The organism is Paenibacillus phytohabitans (assembly GCF_013141775.1).
In the GTDB taxonomy this organism is placed as follows: Bacteria; Bacillota; Bacilli; order Paenibacillales; family Paenibacillaceae; genus Paenibacillus_AQ; species Paenibacillus_AQ phytohabitans.
Genome location: NZ_WHOB01000042.1, coordinates 39,191 through 64,926 on the forward strand (window position 1 = coordinate 39,191; position 25,736 = coordinate 64,926).

21 protein-coding genes are annotated in these 25,736 nt (G+C 52.5%); 9 read left to right on the top strand and 12 right to left on the bottom strand.

The features are described from left to right. Positions 1-41 precede the first annotated feature (41 nt). Positions 42-1,082, bottom strand: coding sequence for a nitroreductase family protein (locus GC101_RS15595; protein WP_246354352.1), 1,041 nt, complete (start codon positions 1,080-1,082; stop codon positions 42-44). A gap of 210 nt (positions 1,083-1,292) precedes the next feature. Between GC101_RS15595 and GC101_RS15600 the strand changes: the two genes are divergently transcribed. Continuing rightward, entirely contained in the window at positions 1,293-1,796 is a 504-nt protein-coding gene (locus tag GC101_RS15600) for a MarR family transcriptional regulator (RefSeq protein WP_171717973.1), read from the top strand. 235 nt (positions 1,797-2,031) lie between these two features. Here GC101_RS15600 and GC101_RS15605 read toward each other — a convergent pair whose 3' ends face one another. From GC101_RS15605 to GC101_RS15615, 3 genes are all read right to left on the bottom strand, one after another. Continuing rightward, positions 2,032-2,229, bottom strand: coding sequence for a hypothetical protein (locus GC101_RS15605; RefSeq protein ID WP_171717974.1), 198 nt, complete (start codon positions 2,227-2,229; stop codon positions 2,032-2,034). 91 nt (positions 2,230-2,320) lie between these two features. Then, positions 2,321-2,782, bottom strand: a complete 462-nt coding sequence (locus GC101_RS15610; protein ID WP_039307503.1) for a Dps family protein — start codon at positions 2,780-2,782, stop codon at positions 2,321-2,323. Between the two features lie 295 nt (positions 2,783-3,077). After that, entirely contained in the window at positions 3,078-3,380 is a 303-nt protein-coding gene (locus GC101_RS15615; protein WP_039307501.1) for a YunC family protein, read from the bottom strand. A gap of 215 nt (positions 3,381-3,595) precedes the next feature. Between GC101_RS15615 and GC101_RS15620 the strand changes: the two genes are divergently transcribed. Continuing rightward, complete coding sequence (locus tag GC101_RS15620; protein WP_171717975.1) at positions 3,596-4,120, top strand: hypothetical protein; 525 nt, start codon at positions 3,596-3,598, stop codon at positions 4,118-4,120. Between the two features lie 51 nt (positions 4,121-4,171). Here the strand turns inward: GC101_RS15620 and GC101_RS15625 are convergent, their stop codons facing one another. Continuing rightward, positions 4,172-4,549, bottom strand: coding sequence for a DUF423 domain-containing protein (locus tag GC101_RS15625; protein ID WP_039307497.1), 378 nt, complete (start codon positions 4,547-4,549; stop codon positions 4,172-4,174). Positions 4,550-4,713: 164 nt separating this feature from the next. On the opposite strand from GC101_RS15625, the gene GC101_RS15630 reads away from it, so the two are divergent. Continuing rightward, complete coding sequence (locus GC101_RS15630; RefSeq protein WP_171717976.1) at positions 4,714-5,175, top strand: hypothetical protein; 462 nt, start codon at positions 4,714-4,716, stop codon at positions 5,173-5,175. A gap of 100 nt (positions 5,176-5,275) precedes the next feature. Here the strand turns inward: GC101_RS15630 and GC101_RS15635 are convergent, their stop codons facing one another. Continuing rightward, a complete protein-coding gene (locus GC101_RS15635) occupies positions 5,276-7,933 on the bottom strand; it encodes a stalk domain-containing protein (RefSeq protein ID WP_171717977.1) in 2,658 nt (885 codons plus the stop codon). 257 nt (positions 7,934-8,190) lie between these two features. After that, positions 8,191-9,102: a hypothetical protein gene (locus tag GC101_RS15640; protein WP_171717978.1), complete on the bottom strand. Its 912-nt coding sequence runs from the start codon at positions 9,100-9,102 to the stop codon at positions 8,191-8,193. Positions 9,103-9,361: 259 nt separating this feature from the next. Between GC101_RS15640 and GC101_RS15645 the strand changes: the two genes are divergently transcribed. The 4 genes from GC101_RS15645 (at position 9,362) to yhbH (ending at position 19,748) form a co-directional block, all read left to right on the top strand. Continuing rightward, the gene (locus tag GC101_RS15645; RefSeq protein WP_343049715.1) at positions 9,362-9,925 is read left to right on the top strand and encodes a hypothetical protein; all 564 of its coding nucleotides are present in this window, start codon (positions 9,362-9,364) and stop codon (positions 9,923-9,925) included. A gap of 150 nt (positions 9,926-10,075) precedes the next feature. Next, positions 10,076-16,795: a DUF7507 domain-containing protein gene (locus GC101_RS15650; RefSeq protein WP_171717979.1), complete on the top strand. Its 6,720-nt coding sequence runs from the start codon at positions 10,076-10,078 to the stop codon at positions 16,793-16,795. Beyond that, the gene (locus GC101_RS15655) at positions 16,792-18,477 is read left to right on the top strand and encodes a COG1361 family protein (protein WP_171717980.1); all 1,686 of its coding nucleotides are present in this window, start codon (positions 16,792-16,794) and stop codon (positions 18,475-18,477) included. The genes GC101_RS15650 and GC101_RS15655 overlap by 4 nt, the downstream gene beginning before the upstream one ends. A gap of 110 nt (positions 18,478-18,587) precedes the next feature. Continuing rightward, on the top strand, positions 18,588-19,748 hold the full coding sequence (gene yhbH, locus GC101_RS15660; RefSeq protein WP_042135257.1) for a sporulation protein YhbH: 1,161 nt from the start codon (positions 18,588-18,590) through the stop codon (positions 19,746-19,748). A 20-nt stretch (positions 19,749-19,768) separates the two neighbouring features. On the opposite strand, the gene GC101_RS15665 is transcribed toward yhbH, so the two are convergent. Further along, positions 19,769-19,996, bottom strand: coding sequence for a hypothetical protein (locus GC101_RS15665; RefSeq protein WP_171717981.1), 228 nt, complete (start codon positions 19,994-19,996; stop codon positions 19,769-19,771). Between the two features lie 140 nt (positions 19,997-20,136). On the opposite strand from GC101_RS15665, the gene GC101_RS15670 reads away from it, so the two are divergent. Both GC101_RS15670 and GC101_RS15675 read left to right on the top strand, forming a co-directional pair. Beyond that, positions 20,137-20,466: a PadR family transcriptional regulator gene (locus GC101_RS15670; RefSeq protein ID WP_039307488.1), complete on the top strand. Its 330-nt coding sequence runs from the start codon at positions 20,137-20,139 to the stop codon at positions 20,464-20,466. Next, positions 20,463-21,044, top strand: a complete 582-nt coding sequence (locus GC101_RS15675; protein ID WP_171717983.1) for a DUF2812 domain-containing protein — start codon at positions 20,463-20,465, stop codon at positions 21,042-21,044. The genes GC101_RS15670 and GC101_RS15675 overlap by 4 nt, the downstream gene beginning before the upstream one ends. 361 nt (positions 21,045-21,405) lie before the next feature. Here GC101_RS15675 and GC101_RS15680 read toward each other — a convergent pair whose 3' ends face one another. The 4 genes from GC101_RS15680 to GC101_RS15695 all read right to left on the bottom strand — a co-directional run bounded on the left by GC101_RS15680 (position 21,406) and on the right by GC101_RS15695 (position 25,689). Beyond that, positions 21,406-21,603: a hypothetical protein gene (locus GC101_RS15680; RefSeq protein ID WP_171717984.1), complete on the bottom strand. Its 198-nt coding sequence runs from the start codon at positions 21,601-21,603 to the stop codon at positions 21,406-21,408. A 322-nt stretch (positions 21,604-21,925) separates the two neighbouring features. Next, positions 21,926-23,431, bottom strand: a complete 1,506-nt coding sequence (gene melA / locus GC101_RS15685; RefSeq protein WP_171717985.1) for an alpha-glucosidase/alpha-galactosidase — start codon at positions 23,429-23,431, stop codon at positions 21,926-21,928. Between the two features lie 133 nt (positions 23,432-23,564). Then, the gene (locus tag GC101_RS15690; protein WP_171717997.1) at positions 23,565-24,461 is read right to left on the bottom strand and encodes an AraC family transcriptional regulator; all 897 of its coding nucleotides are present in this window, start codon (positions 24,459-24,461) and stop codon (positions 23,565-23,567) included. Between the two features lie 565 nt (positions 24,462-25,026). Continuing rightward, the gene (locus GC101_RS15695) at positions 25,027-25,689 is read right to left on the bottom strand and encodes a Type 1 glutamine amidotransferase-like domain-containing protein (protein ID WP_171717986.1); all 663 of its coding nucleotides are present in this window, start codon (positions 25,687-25,689) and stop codon (positions 25,027-25,029) included. Between the last annotated feature and the right edge of the window lie 47 nt (positions 25,690-25,736).

Below are 25,736 nucleotides of genomic sequence, written 5' to 3' on the forward strand. Positions count from 1 at the left end.
TTTATTACTCTGTCGCCTGTATCTACAGCTAATAATAGTGATTATTGCCCGGGACCGCTCCCCCCGCTGTACTGTTCGACAACCACTGGAGCAGACACGGCATTAGAGACTTTCTTGTCTCCCCCCAGTTCAAGCACAGCAACGATCCGTTCCCGGGGGCGAATTCCAAACGAACTGCACTGCTCCGTGTCATAAATCCATTCCGGAATCAGGCGGCGCAGGTTCCATGGCTCGGACTTGGCCAGCAGTTGAAAGTTCTGGATCAGACAGCACACCGCCGCATAATCCTCTTCCTGCCGGTGAAGATCCGATTCCTCCGTGGCTACGACCATAAGGAACGGTGTTGAAGCTTCTTCTCCAGAGGATCGCAGTTTCCGGGCAGCTTGACCACCCGTTACATAGATAAAACGCCAGGGTTCTCTCATTCCGTCATTAGGCGCCCATACAGCCTCGTTGAGCAGTTTCAGGACGCTTTGCGGAGAAACAGGGTTGAGATCCGGATGGAATCTGTCGTCCTCACCTATTATACTCCAGCTCTCCTCTGCCGGCGTTCTTTTCCGGGCCCTCGGCGTCTTCTCAAAGTATCCGATTTCCAGCATACCGGCGAACCGTTCTCCTTCTTTCAAGCCCATTTTCTCAAAAAATGACCCGCTGCAAAACATGGAATCCGTGTACCACAGCATTCCTAGCCCTTGTTCCCAGCCCAGCAGTTGAACATTCTGCATAATGCTGCAGACGGCGGCGTAATTTTCGTCGCGCTGCCGCTGCGTTTCGGCGGATTCAGCGATGAAAATGATGTGGGCGGGAGTAGCAGTGATTTGTTTTTTTAGAAATCCGGTCATCCTGGCAGGAAGGAGTTTTCCCAGATGACTATCCTTCACCTTGGCAATCATGCTCTCAGCCAGCTCTTCACGTGACTCCGGTGTGCCGAAATAAAGACAGCGCCAATGCGGCGTCCCCTCAGCTTCGTACAGGCTTGCCGCCTCATTCAGCAAAGCAACGATCACTTCTTGTTCGACCGGCTTTGCGTTGAATTTCCGAATGGTCCGCCGTTCTCTTATCGCTTGAGACACATTCATCATCCTTATCCTCCCCGGAAAATTGTTAACATTCAACAATTTTAAATTGTTTACCAGTAAACTATATTTCGCAATAACATAGCTGTCAATCTAATTATTAGAAAATAGACTGAGCTTTAATAGCTAATCAGCGAAATCACACGTTAGTTTACAAGTGAATAATTTCGGGGTAGGATAAAGATAATTTTACATAACAGGGAGATGCCCAGCCTTATGAACTCATCCGAAGGACTTAAGCGGCTGCTGTATGGCCGATTACTCCACTTAACGCATCTAAATGAACAGCTATTTGCATCCGAGCTCGACGCTTTCGCTGATCTTACCCGCCAGTACGGGCTGACTTTCACTTCAAACTCTTTGACGAGCATTCATGTCATTGATTGCATCGGCAGCCACGAGCCCATTAACAGCACCTCGATTGCGGAAAAAATGAAATTGTCCAAGGCGAGCATTACAAAAATCAGCGGCAAGCTCCTCCAGGAAGGCTGTATTAAGCGCAGCCGGATGAATGACAACAAGAAAGAAGTTTATTTCAGCCTTACGCCCAAAGGCAGGCAGCTCTTCATCGTTCACGCCGAGATGCATGAAAGCCTTGAGCAGAGCTTTATTCAGGGTTTGAACACCTTCTCGGAGGCGGAACTGCAGGCTTCACTGAAATTTATTCAAACGGTGATTAGTCATAGTGACACTATGATTAAAAATGACGAGAGCTCCTAGTCTGTATAAGGCTTACTTAAGATTTGAACTTGAAGCTTAGCCGTCACTGCGGTGAACATTTGGAGCTCCTTAAACAGCATCTGATTTACACTAGTGATAACTAATTTTGTAAATCGCTTGCTGATGGTTTGCTTGCAGTGACCCTATTCCGGTATATGCGTATGCTTAGTTGTACTTTGTACAACTAAAACGTCTGATTTCCAGCCGATTATCCGTTTAGTTGTATTTCGTACAATTAAACTGCCTTTGGACCTTGGTTCTCACCCATTCGGGCAGATTTAGTTGTACAGAATACAGTTATAAGATGCGGGCAGCCCTTTTCGCTGTTTTTAACTGCACAATATACAACTATTACTGAATTTCCACTTGGAACTGAACTGAATACATTCATTGCTGCAATATTAAATGAACTCTCTTCTTTAGTTCGTAGCATAAACAAAGCCTCCCGCATGGTATTATCCCAGGGGAGGCTTTGTTTATACTTTTGTCTCAAACTTACACAGCAAGGATTAACCAGCTATCACTCAGCCCAGGAAAGAGCGCAGCATCCATTGGTTCTTCTCAAGATCAGTGCGGATCTTGATGAACAGGTCGGCAGTCGGCTGATCGCTGACTTCTTCCGCCAGTTCGATGCCTTCAGTCAATTCTTCCGCTACTGTAGCGAAATCCTCGATGAGTGCCTGCACCATACCCCGTGCATCTTCCTTGCCGGTTGCTTCCTGAATAGTGGCAATTTCCAAATATTCTTTCATCGTCGCTGCAGGACTGCCTTTGATACTCAGAAGGCGCTCGGCAACCTCGTCCATTTTGAGCGTGATATCATCGTACAATTCTTCAAACTTCACATGCAGGGCAAAGAACTGCTCACCTTTCACATACCAGTGATAGTTATGCACTTTCACATATAGAACGTTGAGGTTAGCTACCTGACGGTTAAGTACTTGTTCCAATGAAGCGGTATTTACTTTGTTTGATGCTTTAGCCATGAGTTGATCCCTTCCTTATCCATATATTTTGCCGGCTGCTTGTCCATCATCCGGCTATGCAGTAGTCTATTCTCCATTTACCCTTCTGCCCGCAGGGCGAAACAAAGGAGGACACGGGACAAGCAGCTTTTTCCCCGCCGCATCCTGCAGCTTCCGGTCCTAACCCGTAGGATGAGCCAAGAGTCCTTGCCTTATGCTCCGGGACATGTGAAACAACAGGAATTATTATTATTCTCCTACTCAGACAAAAGGAGGGCCGATGGCCCCCCTGTTGACACTCATCCAGTCTGCTGTCCTACACCATCAGAAGCAGGGCTTCCGCCCCAGTCATTCCCGGAACGATGCCAAGCTTCTCCGCCTCTATTGTAACGGATTCCAGAGGGGCAGCCAGCAGCTGCGGCAATGTGCGCACCCCTACTGCCCGTGCAGCAATAATCTGCCGGTCACTCAGCGTATTATTGAGCAGTCCTATATCCAGCGCCCCGCACATGATATATCCCCGGCTTGTGCTGATGCTGAGCAGCGTAGTTTTGGGCAGCTTCACTTCAACCCCGACCAGGACATAATCACCCACCTGTACAGGCTCCAATGTTACCATTTGCAGCACCTCCTATTATCACGTTCCACGATCTAAGTTATGCGTCCTGCTACAACGGCGTGTGGACGATGGTCCTAGTTCCTTTATAAATTAGAGGGGTCATAAGTCCTTAATTCTCTGCCGGAGGGTATATAAATTTTGCTTGTTTAATGGTATAGTTTATATACTTTATAAATACTTAATGAATCGTGTTAAACGATAAAGCTGGGGGATTAATGGACAAGAAACTACAACACACCGACGGCAACTATCTCTTCAATGTCGACATCCTGATTAATGCCCGTACTAACCCGCTTGCACTGCAATACTTACTTGAAATGTTGAACAACAGCGATAAAATCACAGATTTCAACATTAACTCCGGTCTGGAGCTTGGAAGAACTATAGACACTCTGCTGCGGTCTGCAAAGTTGGCTCTAAAGAACGATTCCTTTACTCCAGCTCCGGTTTCAGTGAAATTGCCACAGAAGCCAGCGGACAAGCCAGCCGAAAGACCTCCCGTCAAGAAACCGCCTGTTGTGACACCGGCGGAAACGCCGGCAGACGTGTTCGGCAAGATCAGGCTGTATATTCAGAATAACCAGCTGGTCCGGCTGAGAGCGAACCGGCACGGGAAGCAGGTATCGATGCCCTGCCGTATTCTGAACTTTGATGAAGGCGCTAACTCGCTAAGCGTGTACCATGTTGACGAGAAGCAGGTGTACACGTTCAATCTCAATGAAATCGACGAATTCTTGTAAGCAAGCCCAAACAAGCACCCGCCCGGGATTCCGGAAACGGGTGCTTGTTTGTTAGTCCTTACGCGAGAAAGCCTCCACGGCAAAGCATATCCAGCCGGCAAGGAAGCATACGCCGCCGATGGGTGTAATGGCTCCAAGAATTTTGATCCCGGAGGTGCTGAGGATATACAGGCTGCCGGAGAACAGAATAATTCCCGCCCCAATCAGCCGGCCCGCCCAGGCAAGCCGGGCACTCTCTCCCCACTGGCCTGCTGCCAGGCCGATAAGAATCAGAGCCAGTGCATGAACCATATGATACTGGACACCGGTCTCGTACACTTTCAGGTACTCTTCACTGATCACAGCCTTCAGCATATGTGCGCCGAACGCTCCGATTCCCACGGACAGCATAGCCAGCACAGCTCCCCAGGCTACCAATCTTCGTTGCATGGATATACAGCTCCTTTGTCTCTTGAACTCCTCCTATCTTAACGTATCCGCATGGCTGATTTCCAGCAGCAGGATTTACGGATAATTCTGCCGCAATACTTGCTTTTAGAGCCATCTTATGGAAAAGTGATACTATCAATCTTTTATCCCAAGGAGTGCAGCCCATGGACCATAATCCTCCACCCAAACCGGAAACCGCACGATCCCGGCCCGCAGAATGGGGCTCATCAGAACAGCCAATACCTGCTGATCCAGCATACGTGTATCAGGAGAACAAACGTGACTTCAAGCACTCAGGCCCCGGCATTGCTTCTTTTGTCATCGCTCTGGTTACTCTGGTCGGTTATGCAATTGCGTTTGTGTATGTTGGTGCACAGGCTTCCTCCATCATGAATGAGAATAATAAGCTGATTGCCGATTCAGCGGAAGCGATTATGTATTTGGGCTTATCCGTGCTGATCCTGGCTGCTGTTAATGTGATCGGAGCGGTCACCGGCATTGTCGGTCTTACGCTCCGCAGACGCCGTAAGGTATTCGCAGTCCTCGGGACCATCATTAACGCCGTTATCCTGCTGGTGTTCATGCTGCTGATTTCCATGGTTCTGGTGAATGCAGGCGCTGCCTAGGCAGGCGTAATGAATCACAAAAAAAAACAGCACCTCCCCATTTACTGGAGACGTGCTGTGTTTGTGTTTTCCAGCTTTTTTCACAGCTTAGAACCGGCAGTTATAGCTCAAACTCCTCGCTTGAATCTGAAAGACCGCCATTCTGCACACCATAATTATTGGCTACGGCAAGAACATACACCTTGTATTTAATCCCGCTGGCAATTGCATTTCCGTTCACATCTCTGGCTGCAGCTGCAACTGTCGGATTCGAGCCGTTTGGAGCCACCGCCTTATACTGTGAAGCCGGCACTCCGAGCGCATCCGCTGCACCAAACCCTTGCTTGGAAGGGACTACGTATACCCGGTATTCCAGGATATTAGCCTCGTTCGATGATTTGGTGAAGCCGATCAGAAGGTTACCTTTGTCCACACTATAAGTTACATTCGTAACAGAGGTGAGCGGGGTTTTGCCGGCCAGGGTAATTACTGACGATTCTCCCGACAACACGTTCGGGCCTGCATAATTCGCAATTCCGACGGACAACACATACACTTTATAGCTGATTCCATCTTTGATTGTAGTACCGCGCACATCTCTGGCTGAGGCGTCTAAAATTATGCTGGTGCTATTGCCGGAGGTACCCGCTGATGTGTACGTGGAGACATTATTCGCATCAGACAAGCTGAAGCTGCTGTAATAGGAAGTAGGCACCACCAGAATCCGGTACTCTCTGATGTAGGTTTCATCCGAAGCATGAGTAAAGGACACCTTCAGATCACGGCCGTCACCGAAATCCGTAACATCGCTGACAGCGAGGCCGGAAACTGCACTCACACTTGAGGAATTCAACAACGTAATTACCGATGAAGCTGACGAAAGCACACCAGACCCCGCGTAACTTCCGCTTCCAATAGATAATACATACACCCGGTAACTGATCTCATTCTTAAGCAGATTCCCGCGCACATCTCTGGCGGAGGAGGTTAATACCTGGCTGGTCGTGGAGCCCGATGTACCTACTGATGAATAATTTGCACTTGATACATTATTCGCGTCAGACAAGCTGAAGCTGCTGTAATAGGATGTAGGCACCACCAGAATCCGGTACTGGCTGACATAAGTCTCATCTGAGGCATGGGTGAATGACACCCTCAGATCGCGGCCATCCCCATAATCGTTAACGTCAGTCACACTCAGGTTAGTCGCAGCACTCATGCTGAAATCATTCCATAGCGTAATTTCGGCAGAGGCAGGAGAAAGAATATTCGACCCTGCATTACCCCCGCTTCTGATTGATAAAATATACACTTTATAATTGATTCCGCTCTTCAGCAGCGTCCCGCGCACATCTCTGGTGGACGAGGTCAGCACTAGACTGGTAGAAGAACCGGAAGTGCTCACAGCAGTATAGTTGGCTCCCGATACATTATTCGCCTCAGACAGGCTGTAGCTGCTGTAATAGGATGTAGGCACCACCAGAATCCGGTACTGGCTGATATACGTTTCGTCAGCGGCATGGGTAAAGGACACCTTCAGGTCACGGCCGTCATTATAGTCGTTAACGTCAGTGACATACAGGCTCGAGATCCCGATGCTGGATAGGGTAACCGGAGACGAAGCAGCGGATAACACATTATTGGCGGTATTGCTGCTGTCCACTGCCATGGCGAATACCCGGTAGCTTACCCCCGTCTGAATCAGTGCTCCGTCTGTATCCCTGGCTCCTGAGGAAAGAATCTGGGTAAGATTAGCACCTGTCTTGGTGACTTGGGTGTAATAGGCACTGACGACAGAATTGGCTTTGGCCAGATTAAAGGCTGAATAATTAGCCGCTTTAACCACAAATATCCGGTAAGAGCTTATCTTGGTCTCATCTGCCAGCTTGTTGAAGCTGACGGACAGATCGCGCCCGTCACCGTAATCGCCATTATCGGTCACTTGTACATTGCTTATTACCGGTGCAATATTATTGGTCAGAGTAAGGGTGGAGGAACTGCCGGAAAGCGCGCTGATGTTACTTCCTTTGCCTACCGTAAGGACATAAGCTATATACCCTTGACTGCTTTTAAGTACTTCTCCATCTGCCGTTCTCGAAGCAGCCGTCAGTTTAACCACAGGATTGGCGCCTGTTACCATAACTGAGGAGTAATTAGATGCGGGTATAGCCAGTGCTGACGACAGATCAAGCGAATTCCCCGCTTTGACGATCAGAACGCGGTAATGGTCCACCAGGGACTCATCGGCCACCCGGTTGAAGCTGATCTGCAGGTCGCGTCCGTCACCGAAATCACTGATATCCTGCGTGGTTACGCCGGATACCGGAGCAGTATTAACACCGGCCGGTACCGGGGTGGTTACCGTCACAACCTTGGTGGTCTGATTCCAGCCCACTTCCCGGCCCAGCGCTTCACTTACGAACCGCGTCGGAACCATAGTTCTGCCCTTCAAATTCTGACCGGGCACATCCAGGCTTACAGACCGATTATTAATCGTAGCTGTCTTGGAGCCGATCTTCAATATAACCGTTGTATCCTCCTGCACCGCCGTTACAGTCTGCGTCTTCTGATCCCACTTGATAGCGGCATTGAAGGCTTCGAAGATTGCACGCAGCGGCACCATCGTCCGTCCGTTCACCATTACCGGAGGCTGCTCCGTAGACAACTGGACTCCGTCAATAATGATGCGGATCGGTGTGACTGCCGCCTTGGCCGGGGCTTGAAATAGTAACGGAACTATCAGCAACCCCACTACAATAGAAATCCATAACTTCTTCACAAACTCATCCTCCCAGATAGGAAAAAAATCTCATCTATTTCTATCTCTTTGACGTAAGATCACGGGTAAAAGTTTCTCGCAAACCGGTTACAATAAAATAATCTTTTGGAGGTTGAATCATGCCGCAGGCAAGTGAAAACGGTAGCGCCCTTTAATAAGGACACTACCGTTTCCGCGGTAAAGATTAGGATAATGGATGGCGAAGCCTATGCCTTCTTATCTTCTAAGCTGGCGGTGCCGCTTCGCTGCTCTGCGCTTTACTGATTAACCAGTGAATCCAGTGAAGCATACACATGCGGCCCGAAGCCTTCCGAGGCTTCCCGCTGCGGGATGTTCAGCTTGATCAGATAGCCTTGGCCATCAACTTCCTTCACGGCAACCTGGCGGGTCAGGCCAGAGCCCATTGCGGTAAGATACAAGCGGATGCCGGACATCCGCCGGTCCCGCTCTTCCCGGGTAAGCGCTGTAACCTTGCCTGTAGCCGCAAGCTCAGCCTTCCCCTCCTGCTCTATGGCATCCAGATCGAAATCGGCAGGAAGCTTGATAATTTCGGCGTAATACCCCGGGTCTACCTTCATCGCCAGCTTGCCGCTGGCCGCGTCAAAGCTGAAGATATCGAATACATACAGGGAGTACCCTTCTCCGGCGGCAAGTGCCGCCGTCTTCTCTTCCTCCATCCCTTCCAGTGTCAGCCTGAAGGTCTGAGTATCCGGGAGCGCACTGGCTGCCGGTGCGGCCCCTCCGCCCTCTGCCTTGGACAGGCTGGACAACACACGCTGAACTGCGGTCCCATCGCTTCCGACCACTTTTTCCACATACGCAAAAACAACGGCATCATCCATTTCGAGCAGCTCCGGCGCATCCTCCGTGCCGGCACCCAGCTCAAAGGCTGTGGGTCCTTCTTCAGTCTCAATCTCTACGGAATGATTATCAATCTGTCCGATATAAACGCCGGATCCCTGAATAACCTGTGCCTCTGCAGCTCCGGTAGGACTTGGCGGGAGAGCAGGGCTGGGGCTCGGCGCAGCTGCGCTCTCTACAGGTGCAGATGACGGGCCTGCTGAGGGTAGCCCCGGCGCTTCAGCCGGATGGTTCCCGCCGCAGGCGGTTAAGGCCAGCATTAATACAGCGACTGCTGCGATAGCAGGCAGCGAACGTTGTGATCTCATAGCCTTACCTCCTCCATATCTCACGGTAAGCCCTGAGTGTGCTGCTTACCTTATTAACGATTACCCCAAAGGCCGGGGGGCATAAACTTGCCGGACGGGGCTGGGCATCCGCCGTACGCACAGAACCGCAGATTTAATACAATGATGGAGAGCCTTATTCAGCAACTTGAAGGAGTGATCTCCCCTGAGAATCGATATCGGCTGCGGTCCCGGCAAAGAATCCGGTTATCTGGGAATCGACCGCAAGTTATACCCCGGTGTGGATATTGTCTGCGATATTTGCGAGGGCATTCCCCTGCCTGATAATACCGCCGAATTCGTGATGGCCAGCCGGGTAATGCCCTATGTAAACGACTTGTTTGCAGCATTGTCCGAGATTCACAGAATCAGCACGCATAAAGCGGTCATCTGCATTCTCTCACCCTATGCCCATAGTTTTCCGCATATCTCCAACCCTATGTTCAAACAGAAGTTTGACGAATATACACCCCGTTATCTGACCGGCAGCTTTTTTCAGCCTTCTCTCAGCCCAATCTCCCCGGAGATTCCGGACTATCCGGCTCCTGCGCCGCCGTTCGATTTCAGACTGCTGCGGATGGAGCTGTTCTATCAATATCCTTTTGACGACTCGCTCTATGAGACGGAGGAGCTGGAGGTGCTCAAGACGCTGCAATCCAACGTCGTCCATGAAATCATGTATCATTTTGCCGTAATTAAGCAGGAGATCAGCCGGGAAGAGCTGGAAGCAATGAGCCGAAAAGTCTATCCGGAACCGCGCGCGCTGTTCCAACGCCGGCTCCGGTCACAGAACAGACAAAATTAGTAAAAAAGAATCGCAAATGGACATACAATAATGCCCTGCACCGCACATAGGCTAATACCACACAAGAAAGATGGCACATCGACCTCAAGCAGGAGTCGGTCTGCTTTTTTTCGTTGTCTTCCAATTTGAATTCAGCACTCCCAAAAGGAGGTGAAAATCATTCCTCTAGTCGTTCGGTCTACGGTTAATGCAACAGGTGCCATTACTTTTACAGGCAATACATTGGGGTTAAGCCGGTCCGATACGCTTGGGGTTCCGGGTACCCAGGATAGTATCGGGGCCTTCTCCACAGTGAATACAGCCTCCATATTCGGCACTTATCCTGCTGGCACTACAAATCTGTACCAGAGCAACAGTTCAGCAGCGGTCCTGGTGCTTCCGGCGGGGAGCACGGTCCTGTATGCAGAACTGATCTGGGGCGGAACTTATGTTAACGGCACGGTCAATCTGACTGCGGCAATTAACAATCCTGTGTCCTTCACAACACCGCTTGGGAACACGGTCAGCGTATCTCCCGATGCAGCCACCGCCAATTCCGTAGATCTCGGAAGCGGAGCACTCGCTTATGTCCGTTCCGCCAGTGTTACCAGCATTATTCAAGCCTCGGGAGCCGGAACCTATATCACAGCCGGTGTAGTCGGCACCATCGTTATTCCCGGTGATCCGACTGCCAACCATGCGGGGTGGACGCTCGCTGTCATCTACCAGAACCCGTCACTTCCTTTCCGCAATATGTCTCTGCGGGCGGGGGCCGTACTTGTCCAGTCCACCTCTGCCCCGGTTGTCACAACGATTACCGGATTTGCCACACCCGTTACAGGAGCACTCGGCGGCCGCATCATGTTCAGTGCCCAGGAAGGAGATGCCAACCGCTCAGGGGATCAGGCGCTCTTCGGCCCTACCTCTGCCACCCAGGTCGCTTTGTCAGGACCTAACAACTTTGCGAACAACTTCTTCGCTTCACAGATCAATAATGATACCGGCAACCTGAATACCACCGGTACATTCGGAAACCGCAACCAGACTAACGGCAGTCCAGGCTCCAACATTGTCGGCGGCAGGCAGGGCTGGGATATCACGAACGTGGATGTTGGTGCGCGCCTGGTTAACAATCAGTCCTCGGCTTTGCTGACACTGACTACCTCAGGCGATGCTTACGTGGTTAATGCTAACGGGCTGCAGATTGATATTAATGCCCCCAAGATTTCGTTAACCAAAACCGCTAATGTCGCCGGAACGATCGTTGGTGATCTGGTCACTTACACCGTGACCGTCAGCAATACCGGTACAGCAAGTGCAGCCAGTGTCGTACTGTCGGATACGCTGCCGCCTGGTCTGACCTTTGTGGCTGGAAGTGTAGTGGTAGCCGGGGTTTCCCGGCCGGCTTTTGACATAACATCCGGCATCCCTCTCGGATCTCTGGCCCTGGGTACTTCAATCACGATTACATATCAAGCCAGGGTTACATCCTTGCCAAGCACACAAATTGTCGCCAACACAGCCAATGCCGCATTTACGTTCCAGAGCGTAGCGGGCGGCCCGATTGTGAGCGGGGTTATTCCCTCCAATACAAGCTCGCTGCCGGTCTATTCTCCGGTTCTTGGCATCGTCAAAAGCGCAAATACTACCAACGCTACCGTCGGTGATCAGATTATCTATACGCTCCAGATTGCAAACACCGGTAATATCGGCGCCACAACTACACTCACTGACAATATTCCTGCGGGCAGCACCTATGTTCCGGGAAGCTTTACGGTCAACGGCACTCCGGTTGCAGGCAATCCCGCCGCCGGCATCCCTATTGGCACCATTGCTGCCGGAGGAACCTCAACTGTACAATTTCGTGTTCTGGTAAACAGTCTGCCCTCGCCTCCGCAGCTGGTCGATCAGGCCACGGCAGCCTATACCTTTCTCGTTCCCGACGGCCGGACCGTTCCCGGAACAGCAGCCTCCAATACGCTGACCATACCGGTCAGGCTGCCGAGTGTCGCTATTGTCAAAAGCGCCAGCTTCCCGGATGTGGCCGTAGGTGACACCCTGGTGTATACATCGGTGGTCACTAACAACGGAATTGTCGCAGTCACGAATGCCGTACTCTCTGATCCGATCCCCCCCGGCAGCACCTTTGTGGCGGGAAGTGTCACTGTAGCAGGTAGTGCACGGCCGACTGCTGATCCGGCTTCCGGGATTACCATCGGAACCATCGCTCCCGGAGCCAGTGTAACCGTTACGTTCCAGGTGAATGTCACTTCCGTGCCGGGAAGCGGCCAGCTCTCCAACCAGTCGTCCGCTTCGTACAGCTCAGGAGCATTTAATGCAATCACCCAATCGAATACAACCCTAACCCCTGTATTTCAACCCGTAATCAGTATCGTCAAAAGCGCGAGTCCGGGCAGCGCGACGGTCGGGGGCAATGTGCAGTATACGCTGGTAGTGAGGAACACAGGCAATATCGCCGCAACGGTGAGCTTGACCGACACGATTCCGGCCGGGTCCTTCTTCGTTGCCGGAAGTGTTACGGTGAATGGCGTTGTCCGACCGGCAGACTCACCCGTTAGCGGAATCCCGCTGGGGTCCGTAGCACCCGGGGCAAGCTTTACGGTGACTTTTCTGACGTCGGTTCAATCTCTGCCGTCTCCGGCAACCTTGACCGACCAGGGAAGCAGCAGCTATACGTACCAGTTGCCCAGCGGACGTGCCCTGTCCGGCGGAAGTGTGTCGAACACGGTTACCATTCCGGTATCTGCACCTAACATCACGCTCCTCAAGAGCGCCAATGTCACCGCTATAGCAGTAGGGGAATATCTCACCTACACCGTGTCGGTATCCAACCCCAGCGGTGTGGCGGTTAACAATGTCGTTCTGTCCGATCCCGCCCCTGCCGGGAGCGCCTTTGTAGCGGGAACCGTCACGGTGAACGGGGCTGCTGTACCGTCTGCGAATCCGAATGCCGGGATCGCCCTGGGTACGCTTGCTGCCGGAGCAACGAGTATTGTAGTCTTCCAGGTCAACGCCACTTCTGTTCCAAGCCCGCCTCAGCTGAACAACCGGGCGAGTGCTTCTTTCACAGCGGGTGCATTCAGTGGAACAGCTCTTTCGAACACTATACTTACTCCAGTCTTCACCCCGGTGATTGGGCTAGTCAAAAGCTCCAGCCCTGCACAAGCCTCGGTGGGCAGTCTGCTATCCTTCTCCATATTCGCCAGCAATACCGGCAATATTGCCGCAACCCTGAATCTGACCGACATTCTGCCGCCGCAAACAGTCTTCGAGACCAACAGTGTAAGCGTAGGCGGAACACCGCTGCCCGGCTTCAGCCCGCTGACCGGAATTCCGGTAGGCCCGCTTGCTCCCGGAGACAGCGTCACCGTCAGTTTTCTGGTTACCGTTACGTCACTGCCACCGAACCAGCAGCTGATCAATTCAGCGGCCGCCTCCTATACCTTCACGCTGCCGGACGGACGGCAGCTCGGCGGAAATACCGTATCGAACGCTTTGACTGTTCCCGTCTCTGCCCCCAATGTCAGTGTTGTCAAAAGCGTGAATGCCATCGACGCCGTAACCGGCGACATTCTTACATTCACCTCCGTGCTGACCAACAACAGTATTACATCTGTCAGCAATATCATTCTCAGCGATCCTCTGCCTGAGAATGCGGCTTTCATTCCCGGAACCGTAATTGTAGGCGGCGTCTCCCAGCCGCTGGCAGTTCCGTCCGCCGGCATTCCAATCGGCAGTCTGGGCCCTGGGGCTTCAGTTGCCGTAACATTCGAGGTGAGGATAACAATGCCGATTCCTTCACAGGTCAATAACCAGTCAACCGTCAGCTTCACCTCCGGGGTCTTCTCCGGCTCTTCATCTTCCAACGTCACTACCACACCGGTAACGCAGCCGCAAATTTCTCTGGTCAAAAGCGCCAATGACCTGAACGCCACTGTCGGCGACACGGTCATCTATACCATTCTTGTCAGCAATACCGGCAACGTTGCAGCCAATGTAACGTTAACGGACAATATCCCGGCCGGCACCGCCTTTGATCCCAACAGTGTCATTGTCGGCGGCTTCCCTCAGCCGGGCGCGGCACCGGATACAGGCATTGCTGTCGGAGTTGTCGCTCCCGGCGCCAGTGTGTCTGTCAGCTTCACCGTCTTCATTGTCTCCCTGCCATCGCCGCAGCAGCTAGTGAATCAGGCGGCTGCCACCTACACCTTCACACCGCCGGACGGGCGGCTGCTGAACGGAAGCGCCGTCTCCAACACTGTAACGATCGCTGTGTCCGCACCCAATCTGGCGGTTGTTAAGAGCACGACTTCAACCTCGGTGGCACTGGGCGATACTATCGCCTATTCGGTAAGCATCACGAACAACGGAATAGACCCGGTTAATAATGTAGTGCTCAGCGATCCAACGCCAGATGGGGCAGCCTTCGTGCCGGGCAGCGTATCTGTAAATGGCGTGCCATTTCCAAATGCCCATCCTTCTACAGGAATTCCCATTGGCACACTGGCATCCGGTGCTTCCGCAATTGTCTCCTACAGTGTTACGGTAACATCGGTACCGGCAGATACTTCAATTGATAATCAGGCGACTGTAACATACACCTCCGGTATCTTTACAGGCTCCACCTTCTCGAACCCCGTGGCGGTTCCCGTCTTCCAGCCGAATATTGCTGCCGTCAAATCTGCCAATACCGCGAATGCAACAGTGGGTGATACAGTAACCTACACCATAAATGTCAGCAATACAGGCAACTACGCAGCAAGCCTGACAGTAACGGACAACATCCCAGCCGGGACTACTTTTGAGGAAAACAGTGTTCTGATCAACGGGCTGCCTCTGCCGCAGGCCAATCCCACCACCGGCATCGCTGCAGGAAGCATCGCTCCGGGCGCAACCGTTGCCGTCTCATTCTCGGTGGTGATCACTTCACTGCCTACACCACAAACACTGGTGAATCAGGGGACGGTAGCCTATAGCTTCACTTTGCCTGACGGAAGAACCCTTGGCGGATCGGTCCTCACCAATACAGTGACCATCCCTGTCTCGAATCCGAATCTCGCGGTCGTCAAATCGACCACAACCACCGCTACCAATGTTGGCGATACCATTACGTATTCGGTCGTTCTGACCAATAACGGAATCGCTACCGTTAACAATGTCGTATTTACAGATGCCTTACCTGCAGGAACGGCCTTCGTTCCCGGCAGTGTAGTGGTAGACGGCGTCCCTCGTCCGGCCGCTTCACCTTCTACCGGGGTAACCATTGGCAGCATCGCTCCAGGCGCTTCAGTAACTGTAGTTTTCAGTGTGACTGTAACGTCCCTGCCTGTCTCGGGAGTGCTTAACAATCAGTCATCGGTCAGCTTCACTTCCGGTGCACTGTCCAGTGTTGCCTTCTCGAACATTGTGACCACTCCGGTCTTCCAGCCGATTATCGCAGCAGCCAAGAGCTCAAATTCTGCCATTGCAACGGTCGGAGACACCATTATTTATACTGTCAATGTCAGCAATTCGGGTAACTATGCAGCTGCTGCCACACTTACCGATACGATTCCTGCAGGTACAACGCTTGTTCCTAACAGCGTGCTGATCAACGGCTTCCCGGCACCGGGTGCAGATCCCGCCACCGGAATCCCTCTGGGTACGGTTGCTGCAGGTGCATCGCTGGCGGTAACATTCTCTGTTGTCATTGCCACACTGCCAGCCAGCCAGCAGCTCAGTAATCAGGCCATCATCGCCTTCAGCTATACGCTTCCTGACGGACGGACCTTCAACCAGTCAGCCAGCTCGAACATCAATCAGATTTCGGTATCATCGCCAAATGTACTCGTTGTCAAAAGCACTACTGTAACCGATGCAGTTCCGGGAGATACCGTTCCATACAGCATCAGCGTTACCAACAGCGGCATAGCGCCGATCAATAATGTTGTACTGAGCGACCCGATTCCGGCCGGCTCTTCCTTTGTTGCCGGAAGCGTAGTTGTGGACGGTACTCCGCTGCCGGGAGCGAATCCGGCTAACGGGATTTCACTGGGAACAGTGGCCCCGGGTGCGACAGTCCTGGTTACATTCAATATTCTGGTCAACTCCTTGCCTAATCCGGCGATACTGAACAACCAGGCTTCGGTAAGCTTCACTTCCGGTGCATTCTCTGGCGCATCTTATTCCAACAATCTCATTACTCCGGTATTCCAGCCGATCATCGGCATTGTAAAAGCTGCGGATACGGCCAATGCGACGGTTGGAGATACCGTGACCTATTCCTTCAGCGTTACCAATTCAGGCAATCTGCCAGCTGTCGTAACCTTAACGGATTCTATCCCGCCGGGAGCTGTATTCATTCCGAACAGCGTACTGGTCAACGGCCAGCCTGTTCCGGGTGCAGACCCGACTACCGGCATTACTCTCGGCACCGTTGCAGCCGGAGCTACAGTCCTCGTGACAGTCACCCTGCAGGTCACGGTAGCTTCCCTGCCTTCTCCTCAGCAGCTCGTGAACCAGGCCGCCGCCACCTTCACCTTCACACCGCCGGATGGCCGTCTGCTCTCAGGTTCTGCACTGTCGAATACGCTGATTATCCCTGTCTCTTCACCGGACGTAACAGCAGTCAAGAGCACTCCTGCAATCGATGCGGTAGTTGGCGACATTATTACCTATACCATTGTTGTGACCAATAACGGTATCGTTCCCGTTAACAATGTTGTACTGGTTGACCCGATTCCGGCAGGCAGCCAATTTGTCGTTGGCAGTGTTGCCGTAGACGGAGTCTTCCGCCCTGGTGCGAACCCGGCTGCCGGCATAGTCATCGGCACGATTGCCGCCGGTGCGTCCACTACAGTAACCTTCCAGGTTCAGGTCATTGTAATATGACAGAAGGCTCACGGCTTCAACCTGTCGTAAGCAACCAGTCTATGGTCCTATTCAGCTCGGCAGAGGGTATTAACGCCATTACCTATTCCAATACCGTCAATACTCCCGTCGTGGGCCCTGTTCTATCCCTTCTCAAGCTTACAGATCACACGAGCGCCTCCCTGGGGGAGACGCTCGTCTACACCGTATTCGCCAAGAACAGCGGCAATACGCCCGCACTGGTCACCATCGTTGATGTCCTTCCTGCGGGTGTATCCTTTATTGCCAACAGCGTGCTTAGAGACGGAGTCCCCCTTCCGGGGGTCACTCCGTCTTCCGGCATACCGGTGGGCACTCTCTCTCCGCATACCGGAGTTACGATCGCCTTCCAGGTCATTGTTGTATCGCTCCCGCCTTCTCTGGCCTTGCATAACAGGGCAGTCGGCACCTATTCCTTCTCCACACCCGAAGGACGAACGGTACGCGGCGAAGTCCGCTCCAACCCGGTGACTGTCTCCCTGCTGTCTTATCAGTTGTCCACGCTTCTCTCTGCCAGCACACCCACTACCTTTGTCGGCGATGCCGTGACGTATACACTGCAGCTCAGAAATGAAGGTACCCGGCCACTGGCCGGGATTATCGCGACCATTCCGGTTCCGGAAGGTGCTATATTCATCCCCGGCAGCGTCATTGCAGGCGGAGTCTACCAGCCCGAGGCCGATCCGGCCCTTGGCATCAGGCTGGGTTCCTTGAGTACAGGCTCGGCTGCCGAGATTTCCTTCCGTGTGCGGGTGGCCGCAATCCCTCCGGACCCGGTATTGCCGGCGAAGGCGGTGGTCACCTATGAGGTCAATGACAGCAGGAATACCGCTGAGAGCAATACAGTCCTCATAACGATCGTCCAGCCGGGAGTATCCGCCAGCTTGAAGGTAGATCTCTACAGCGCCGCTCCCGGCGATAATCTGCGGTATGAGTTCACCGTGCGCAACAACGGAAATCTGGCTGTAGAGGCTCTGTTGACCGACTTCATTCCGGCAGGTGTTCTATTCATCTGGGACAGCATCCATATTGACGGTGTTCCCCAGAAGGGAATACGGCCTGCGGACGGCATTCCGCTCGGAACGGTAAGAGCAGGCTCGGCGGTAAGGATAGATTGTCTCGTATCCATTCCGGGCGCCACCGATATCCGCCAGACTCCGGCCATTCAGAACCAGGGCAGTGTCCAATACACATTCACCCTTCCGGATGGACGCAATGTCCGGCAGATCACCCGGACCAATGCTGTGACTACGCTGCTGTTCTCGCCAATCGTCTCCATTCAAATACAAGGAGAGCCGCCGGTTGTCGAGCCTGGAAGCATTGCCGAATTCCGGATTCTTGTCACCAACAGCGGGAATTATCCCGCAGAGGTCTCTGTGGTCCGGATTGTGCCGCAAGGAGCAGTAATTGATCCGAATATCGTTACCATCAGCGCCATCACTGTACCCGAAACCCCGTACAGCGGAACTGTGGCTCTGGGAACCCTACAGCCCGGGCAGACCGTCACCCTCACTTATTTTGTGAAAATCAACCTAGATTATATGGGCACATCGCTTCAGGGATCCTCGACCGCCCTATATTTATTCACGATAGACGGACGAAGATACTCCGGCGAAGCCCGCTCGAACAGCTATAAACTGCTCATTGAGGAAATCAGTGAATAATACAGCTCACATATCCCCCATCCCCATGAATATACTTTAGTTACAACCAGCCGCACCCGTCACAAGCGTAGCCTGTACCAATTTCAGAGAATCATGGGAGGTGGTCATCCTTGCCCCAGCCAACCGGTCCATACGCCTTTGTTGTGTCTAAAGAAGACTGGTCCCTTCACCGCAAAGGCCATCAGGATCAGGAGCGTCACCAGCAAAAGGTCAGAGAAGCCATTAAGGACAATCTGCCGGATCTCGTTACTGAGGAGAACATTATTTTGTCGGGCGGCAAGCAGATAGTGAAGGTGCCGATCCGCAGTCTGGATGAATACCGGATTATCTATAATTTCCGCAAGCAGAAGCATGTCGGCCAAGGGGACGGGGAGAGTCAGGTAGGCGATGTGCTCGGCCGCGATTCGCAGTCCGCCCAGCCGGGCAAAGGTGATAAGGCGGGGGATCAGCCCGGGCAGGATACCGTCGAAGCCGAAGTGGATATTGAGGATCTGGAGGATATTCTGTTCCAGGATATGGAGCTACCCCACCTGAAGCCGAAGGACAAGGAAGAAATCGAGGTCAAATCCATTGTCTTCAACGATATCCGCAAAAAAGGCATGATGTCCAACATCGACAAGAAACGCACACTGATGGAGAATCTCCGGCGCAACGCCAGCAGCGGGAATCCGGGAATCCACAGCATCAGCCCGGACGATCTGCGCTACAAAACATGGGATGACATAACCGTCCCCCATTCCAATGCCGTAATTATTGCGATGATGGACACCTCAGGCTCCATGGGCACTTTTGAAAAATACTGCGCACGCAGCTTCTTCTTCTGGATGACCCGCTTTCTGCGCCGACAGTATGAGAAGGTGGACATTGTATTCCTGGCCCATCATACCGAGGCCAAAGAAGTCAGCGAGCATGACTTCTTCACGCGCGGCGAGAGCGGCGGCACCATCTGCTCCTCGGCTTACCAGAAGGCGCTGGAGATTATCGACAGCCGCTATCCGCCGGCCAAATACAATATTTATCCCTTCCATTTCTCGGATGGCGACAACCTGACCTCAGACAATGAACGCTGCGTCAAGCTGATCGGTGAACTGCTGAAGCGCAGCAACATGTTCGGCTATGGTGAAGTGAACCAGTACAACCGCAGCAGCACACTGATGTCTGCCTACCGCCACCTGAAGCAGGAGCAGTTCATGCATTATGTCATTAAGGATAAGAAGGAAGTCTATCAGGCGCTGAAGACATTTTTCGGTAAAAAAACTACCGGGGCTTAAGCTGAGATGTTTCCCGGGGCTTACAGCAACAAGATGAACAAAGTCATGCAGGATGATTTTTTCAGCATTGTCCCCCCTTCGTCCGCTATCCAGGCCAAAAAGCATCCCCTTGCGAGCTTTTCATCCATCGCAAGGGGATGCTTTTTGCTTTTGCTTTTTGCTTTTTGCTTTTTGCTTTTTGCTTTTTGCTTTTTGCTTTTTGCTTTTTGCTTTGTTTTTGTTTTTGTTTTTGCTTGTATTTTCCGCAAAATCCTCTTGACTGCTATATCGGCTGCCGATATAATACATATATCGGTAGACGATATAGCGTCAGACGATGTAACGGCAATTGCTATAACGTCAGTTGATGCAACGATCCGTTAATAGAAGACTAAGGCAGGTGAGGCAGTTGTCAGGAAGCAATGAATACGGGGCGCTGACAGAAGGCGTATATTATATTCTTCTGTCACTTTTCACCCCGATGCACGGTTACGGAATTATGCAGAATGTGAAGCTGCTGAGTAACGGGCGCGTGGAGCTTGGCGCCGGCACGCTGTATGGCGCGCTTGGCACGCTGGTCGAGCGGGGCTGGATTGAGCCGCTGGCGGGCGGTCAGGATTCCCGCAAGAAGGAATACCGGATTACGGAGTCAGGCAGATCTGCACTGCTGAGCGAAATGACCAGGCTCGATGAGCTGTTGTCTAATGGAAGAAAGCTAATAGGAGGCGAACCGGAATGAGTCATGTGGTACGCAAATATTTCGCGGATTTTGAGAAGGAAGAGCAGTGGCTGAATGACATGTCTGCCAAAGGTCTTGCGCTTGTCGAATACTCCTGGGCCCGTTATGTATTTGAAGAGAGCGCCCCGGGGGAATACATCTACAGGCTTGAGCTGCTGGAGGAAGATCCGAAGAAAGCCAAGTCTGCCGAATACCTGCAGTTCATGGAGGAGACAGGGGCCGAGCGTGTGCCTGCCGGTAAACGGCCATCGGGCAAGACTGTATATGTTAACCCGCGCTGGGTAATCTTTCGAAAAAAAGCAGCGGAGGGTGCCTTCACCATCTATTCGGATACCGATTCCAAAATCAAGCATTATCAGAGAATATACCGGTTATGGATTTCGCTCGCGGTGATGGAGCTGATCATTGGCGTCTTTAATATATCCCTGATGTTTGTGAACAATCCCACCGCCCTCAACAGAATCAACCTTATCATGGGCCTGCTGCTCATCGTTCTGGCCCTGTTCTTCATTTCATTAAGTATGCCTATCCGCCGCAAGATTACCAAGCTGCAAAATGACAAGCTAGTCCGGGAGTGAGCCTTGGGACTCCGTGAGGCGTTCTGCGGTGACATTCGGACGTTGGCGGGGCGTTCTGTGGTGACGATTCGGGCGTTGGCGAGGCGTTCTGCGGTGATGATCCGGGCGTTGGCGAGGCGTTCTGCGGTGATGATCCGGGCGTTGGCGAGGCGTTCTGCGGTGATGATCCGGGCGTTGGCGAGGCGTTCCAACAGCGCGTTCACCTCACTCCGGCTCCATTTAGCTTGTGAAAAGGACTGAGATTCCGCTATTCCGTCAGATTGGGCAGATTCGCGGGCCAAGCGGACTGAGATTCCGTTAATTGACCGATCAGGCTTCATTTGTGGCTCATTTGAACAAGATAACGGAATCTCAGTCCGAATCAGCGGCAATATGAGGCTTTTGGCCAAAATAGCGTCTTCTCAGTCCGCTTCATTCCGACTACGCCATCTGCACCAGTAACTCCCCCACTTGCGCCACATCCGCCAACTCCCGCCACATCCGCCACACCTGCCTCTTTCGCTTTTTCCCATCCTCCCGCTACATCCGCCTCTTCCGCTTCTTCCGCTTTTTTCCGCATCTTCCGCCACATCCGCATCTTCCGCCTCTTCCGCTTTTCCCCGCCCTCCCGCTTCTTCCGCTTTTCCCCGTATCTCCCGTCTCTCCCGCTTTTCCCTGCCCTCCCGCCACATCCACATCTTCCGCCTCTTCCGCTTTTCCCTGCCCTCCCGCCACATCCGCATCTTCCGCTTCTTCCGCTTTTCCCCGCCTCTCCCGCCTCTCTCGCCACATCCGCCAATTTTTTCATTTCCGGTTTCAATCTAATTTGTGTGACCTTCACGTCCCCGAACATCAACAAAAAGCCGGACGCAAACGCGCTGCTTCCGGCTGAAGTAACTTATTTAGTGTACCTTCTCTCTATCCTTGCCCTTATCGGACTCCCCGGCGTTTTTGTTCGCGGCCTCACGGTCCTGCATCATTTCATCCACCGTCTTCACCTTCAGCCGGGCAGCGCCTTCGTTGCCGGCATTCGTCGGGATCAGATTACCGGAAGCTAGACGTTCCTTCGCTTCAGCTATAGCCGCGCCGTACTGCGGCAGCCAAGGCTCCCCGGCAACCAGCATCTCATCCACCATCTGCCAGATCTCCTTCGGATTACAGACCGCACCGACCAGCGGGTCCATCATGAAGGCCTGGCGCAGCAGCTTGTCATCGCCATGCACGGCTGCTTCCACGGCCAGCCGCTGCACGGAGATGCTTACATTGCAGACAGCCGCCGGGCCCAGCGGCAGGTCGCCGACCAGCGGCATCGAGATACCGTTGCGGTCTACATACCCCGGAGCTTCAATAATGGCATCGTCCGGCAAATTGGAGATGACCCCGTTATTCACCATATTGAAATGACCTCTGTACACGCGGCCCGTCTCAAGTCCTTCTATTATATAGGAGCCATGCTCCTCGCCACGGTTCTCCCGGGTATACTCCAGAGCCGGTTCCTTCATCCAGTTCGGGAAGTCCGTTTCGAACCAGTTGCGGCCTTCTGTGCAGACCCGCAGGTATCCGCCTGTCTCGCCGTTGATCCAGCTGCCCAGATCGATCCAGTCCATAATCTCGCCGCTGCGTTTGCGGTACCAGGGAACATATTCGCTCAGATGTCCGTTCGACTCCGTGCTGTAGTAGCCGAAGCGGCGGAGCATATCGATCCGCACCTTCTCGGTCCGGCTGAATTCCGGATGCTGCTCGAAGGCCTCCAGCAGTCCGGCCGTCAGATCCTTGCCCTCATGCTTCGCAGAGATGTACCAGGTCTGGTGATTGATTCCGGCGCAGATAATATCCACCTGCGACTTCTCCAGCCCGTAGACTTCGGCGATCTGATGATGTCCGTGCTGTACGCCATGGCAGAGTCCGATGGTCCGCACACCGCCATATTTATTGCAGGCCCACGTGAGCATGGCCATGGGATTCGAGTAATTCAGGAGCAGCACATCCGGCGCAGCCGTCTCCCGGATATCCCGGCAGATCTCCAGCATCTCGGCAATGCCGCGCTGTCCGTACATGATCCCTCCCGCACACAGCGTATCACCTACGCATTGGTCCACGCCGTATTTCAGCGGAATGTCCACATCGGTGGCGAACGCCTCAAGGCCGCCCATGCGTATAGTGCAAAATACGTACCTGGCATCCTTCAGCGCTTCTCTCCGGTCCGTGGTGGGAGCGATCACGATATCCAGGCCGTTCTCCTTAATATCCTTCTGGCACAGCTCAGTGACCATCTGCAGATTATGGCTGTTTATATCCATGAATGAGACTTCAATATTACGGAATTCCGGTACTGTCAGCAGGTCGCGCAGCAGCCCGCGTGTAAATCCAATACTGCCCGCCCCGATAAAGGTTACTTTAAAAGACATTGTTATCATCCTCCGGCAAAGAATTGTAGATTCTTGTCCATTGTAGCAAGGAGGCTGCGGGAAACGTAACCAATATCATGACCACTTTGCCGTCATAGTGTCAACAATTCTCACCTTTAGAGCAGAAACCCATCTATTCCTCACTCCAGGAATGGCGGTCCAGCGAGTTGCGGTATTCGATCGGAGTACAGCCGGTATACTTTTTGAACAGGAGATGAAAATACTGCCTGCTGCTAATGCCCACATAATCAGCGATTTCAGCGACCGGAATCTCACTCTGCCCAAGCAGCATCCGGGCCTTCTCCATACGCAGCCTGTTCAGGTAATCGGTTAAGGTCTGGCCGGTATGTGTCCTGAAGATCCGCTGCAGATAGCCCGGGTGGACATTCACAGTGAGCGCGACTTCCTTGACTTGAATACTCCGGTCATAGTTCTGGTGCAGGAACTCTACCGCGCGCCGTACATAGAGCTGTGAAGGCTGCCCACTTGCCGGCAGCGATTCCCGCCGCAGTCTGGACAGACGCAGCAGCAATTCCGAGAAGAGCAGATGCGCCATGCTGTTTCCGCGCTTCCCCTGCTGATCCAGCTCCAGCACCAATGCCTTTAGTACATGAAACACCTCTTCCTGGTCTGACAGCACCAGACTATTGAAGGGACTCTGCAGCAAATCCGCCAGCGCCTCTTCCTCCCGGACCAGCCTGCTTACCGAGGGAGCTACACCGCCGTACTCTGTGAATGCGAATTCCACATTCAGCATCCGGCAGGAGGACCCGTCTTCGACGATCAGCCTGTGGGGAACGCCCGCATCCAGCAGAATCATTTCTCCCCGCTTCAGCCGGAAGGGGGTATGGCCGCCCGATTCATCCCGTACCTCGACCACACAGCTGCCTGAGATCAGATACATGATTTCGGTCGAATTATGCTGATGGTAGGCCATCGTGTAGTTGCTCCACTGCTTGTAATAGTAGGCCAGGAATCGCGGGCTGTAATCCCCTTCAAGCAAAGCCTGCTGAAAAAGACTTCCGTTCAACTCCGGCATCCCGCATGCCTCCTTCGCCAGTATTCATAGCACAAGTGTATCCCTTGAGCTCCGCCAGGACAAGAAGCTGACCGAAGTCCAATACTGGAATAACATAGCTTTATAAGTTAATCATTTCTTGAATGTAAATTAGAATTTCAGTGAGGATCACACAGATTCAGAGCTCCCTCCTCGCAGATAATCAAAATTTCCCAGTAATCTCTCTATCCGCGTAAATGTTGTAAGTATTACAACTTTAGTTCATGTAGCCAGGGGTTTTCCAGAGTATTGTTGTATGAAATACAACAATTGGTTCATTAATTCGACTGGATTAGATGAAATATTGTATTTAATACATTTTTTTCCATTCAGGCCAATTTGATGAGGGGAATGTTGTATTTCGTGCAGGATTTTCGCTTATTTATTATGTGCAGCAGAGAGAAGAACGCAGAAAAAACAAGAGCAAAGGCACGAAGCGCTCTACTCTTGTTTTCAATGATCCTATCTAAGTGTCTATCTCTGCTCTTGTTTTCAATGCTCCTATCTAAGTGTCTATCCCTACTCTTGTTCGCCATGATTAATGAATTTTAGTCAAAATATCATTCACCACGCTATACACTCCGCCGCCTTCCACTATTTCCAGCATCCCGTTCAACAGGTAGATCCCTGTTTCTTCATCGATCCCGTAATTCGGAAGATCACCGAACGTACGGACTGCGGTTCTTAAATGATCTTCATCCTCCCACTGGGTAAAATGTACGGACAGCAGCAGCTCAGGGATTAGATTCAAGCCCTTGCGGTGATAAAACAACCTGCTCTCATTATCCTTAGCGGAAATAATACACAGCTCAGGGCTGATTAAAGCTCCCGCCGAGAACCCCGCAACCGGAACGCCAGACTCATACCTCCGTTTAATAGCGCCGCCAATCGCGGTATCTACAATATAATCGGCATACAGGTCCGTATCCCCGCCTCCGATGATAATGCCCGAGCAGTTCTCTATGCTCTGAACAACAACATCCGCAGGTGTAGCGGGCAGCGGCAGATAACGGAACTCTGTTAACCCTGCATCAGCCAGCGGACGCGTATAGACCGGCACGTAATCTTCCCAGCTCTCCCCACGCTCCACGAATAATACAACAACAGGACCCGCGCCTTCACCCGCTATATCTTTATACTTCCTTGCCAGATCCTGCGTAAAAGGCGGACCCCCGCCATTCAGAAATAAGTGCTTATCCATGACATCACCTTCGGTTTTTTACAGACAACTATAACGACAAGTGTAAG

Excerpts from the sequence above, each read along its gene's own strand:
- GC101_RS15595 (WP_246354352.1), bottom strand. The coding sequence starts at position 1,082 with ATGATGAATGTGTCTCAAGCGATAAGAGAACGGCGGACCATTCGGAAA.
- GC101_RS15600 (WP_171717973.1), top strand. The coding sequence starts at position 1,293 with ATGAACTCATCCGAAGGACTTAAGCGGCTGCTGTATGGCCGATTACTC.
- GC101_RS15605 (WP_171717974.1), bottom strand. The coding sequence starts at position 2,229 with ATGCTACGAACTAAAGAAGAGAGTTCATTTAATATTGCAGCAATGAAT.
- GC101_RS15610 (WP_039307503.1), bottom strand. The coding sequence starts at position 2,782 with ATGGCTAAAGCATCAAACAAAGTAAATACCGCTTCATTGGAACAAGTA.
- GC101_RS15615 (WP_039307501.1), bottom strand. The coding sequence starts at position 3,380 with ATGGTAACATTGGAGCCTGTACAGGTGGGTGATTATGTCCTGGTCGGG.
- GC101_RS15620 (WP_171717975.1), top strand. The coding sequence starts at position 3,596 with ATGGACAAGAAACTACAACACACCGACGGCAACTATCTCTTCAATGTC.
- GC101_RS15625 (WP_039307497.1), bottom strand. The coding sequence starts at position 4,549 with ATGCAACGAAGATTGGTAGCCTGGGGAGCTGTGCTGGCTATGCTGTCC.
- GC101_RS15630 (WP_171717976.1), top strand. The coding sequence starts at position 4,714 with ATGGACCATAATCCTCCACCCAAACCGGAAACCGCACGATCCCGGCCC.
- GC101_RS15640 (WP_171717978.1), bottom strand. The coding sequence starts at position 9,102 with ATGAGATCACAACGTTCGCTGCCTGCTATCGCAGCAGTCGCTGTATTA.
- GC101_RS15655 (WP_171717980.1), top strand. The coding sequence starts at position 16,792 with ATGACAGAAGGCTCACGGCTTCAACCTGTCGTAAGCAACCAGTCTATG.
- GC101_RS15675 (WP_171717983.1), top strand. The coding sequence starts at position 20,463 with ATGAGTCATGTGGTACGCAAATATTTCGCGGATTTTGAGAAGGAAGAG.
- GC101_RS15680 (WP_171717984.1), bottom strand. The coding sequence starts at position 21,603 with ATGCGGAAAAAAGCGGAAGAAGCGGAAGAGGCGGATGTAGCGGGAGGA.
- melA (WP_171717985.1), bottom strand. The coding sequence starts at position 23,431 with ATGTCTTTTAAAGTAACCTTTATCGGGGCGGGCAGTATTGGATTTACA.
- GC101_RS15695 (WP_171717986.1), bottom strand. The coding sequence starts at position 25,689 with ATGGATAAGCACTTATTTCTGAATGGCGGGGGTCCGCCTTTTACGCAG.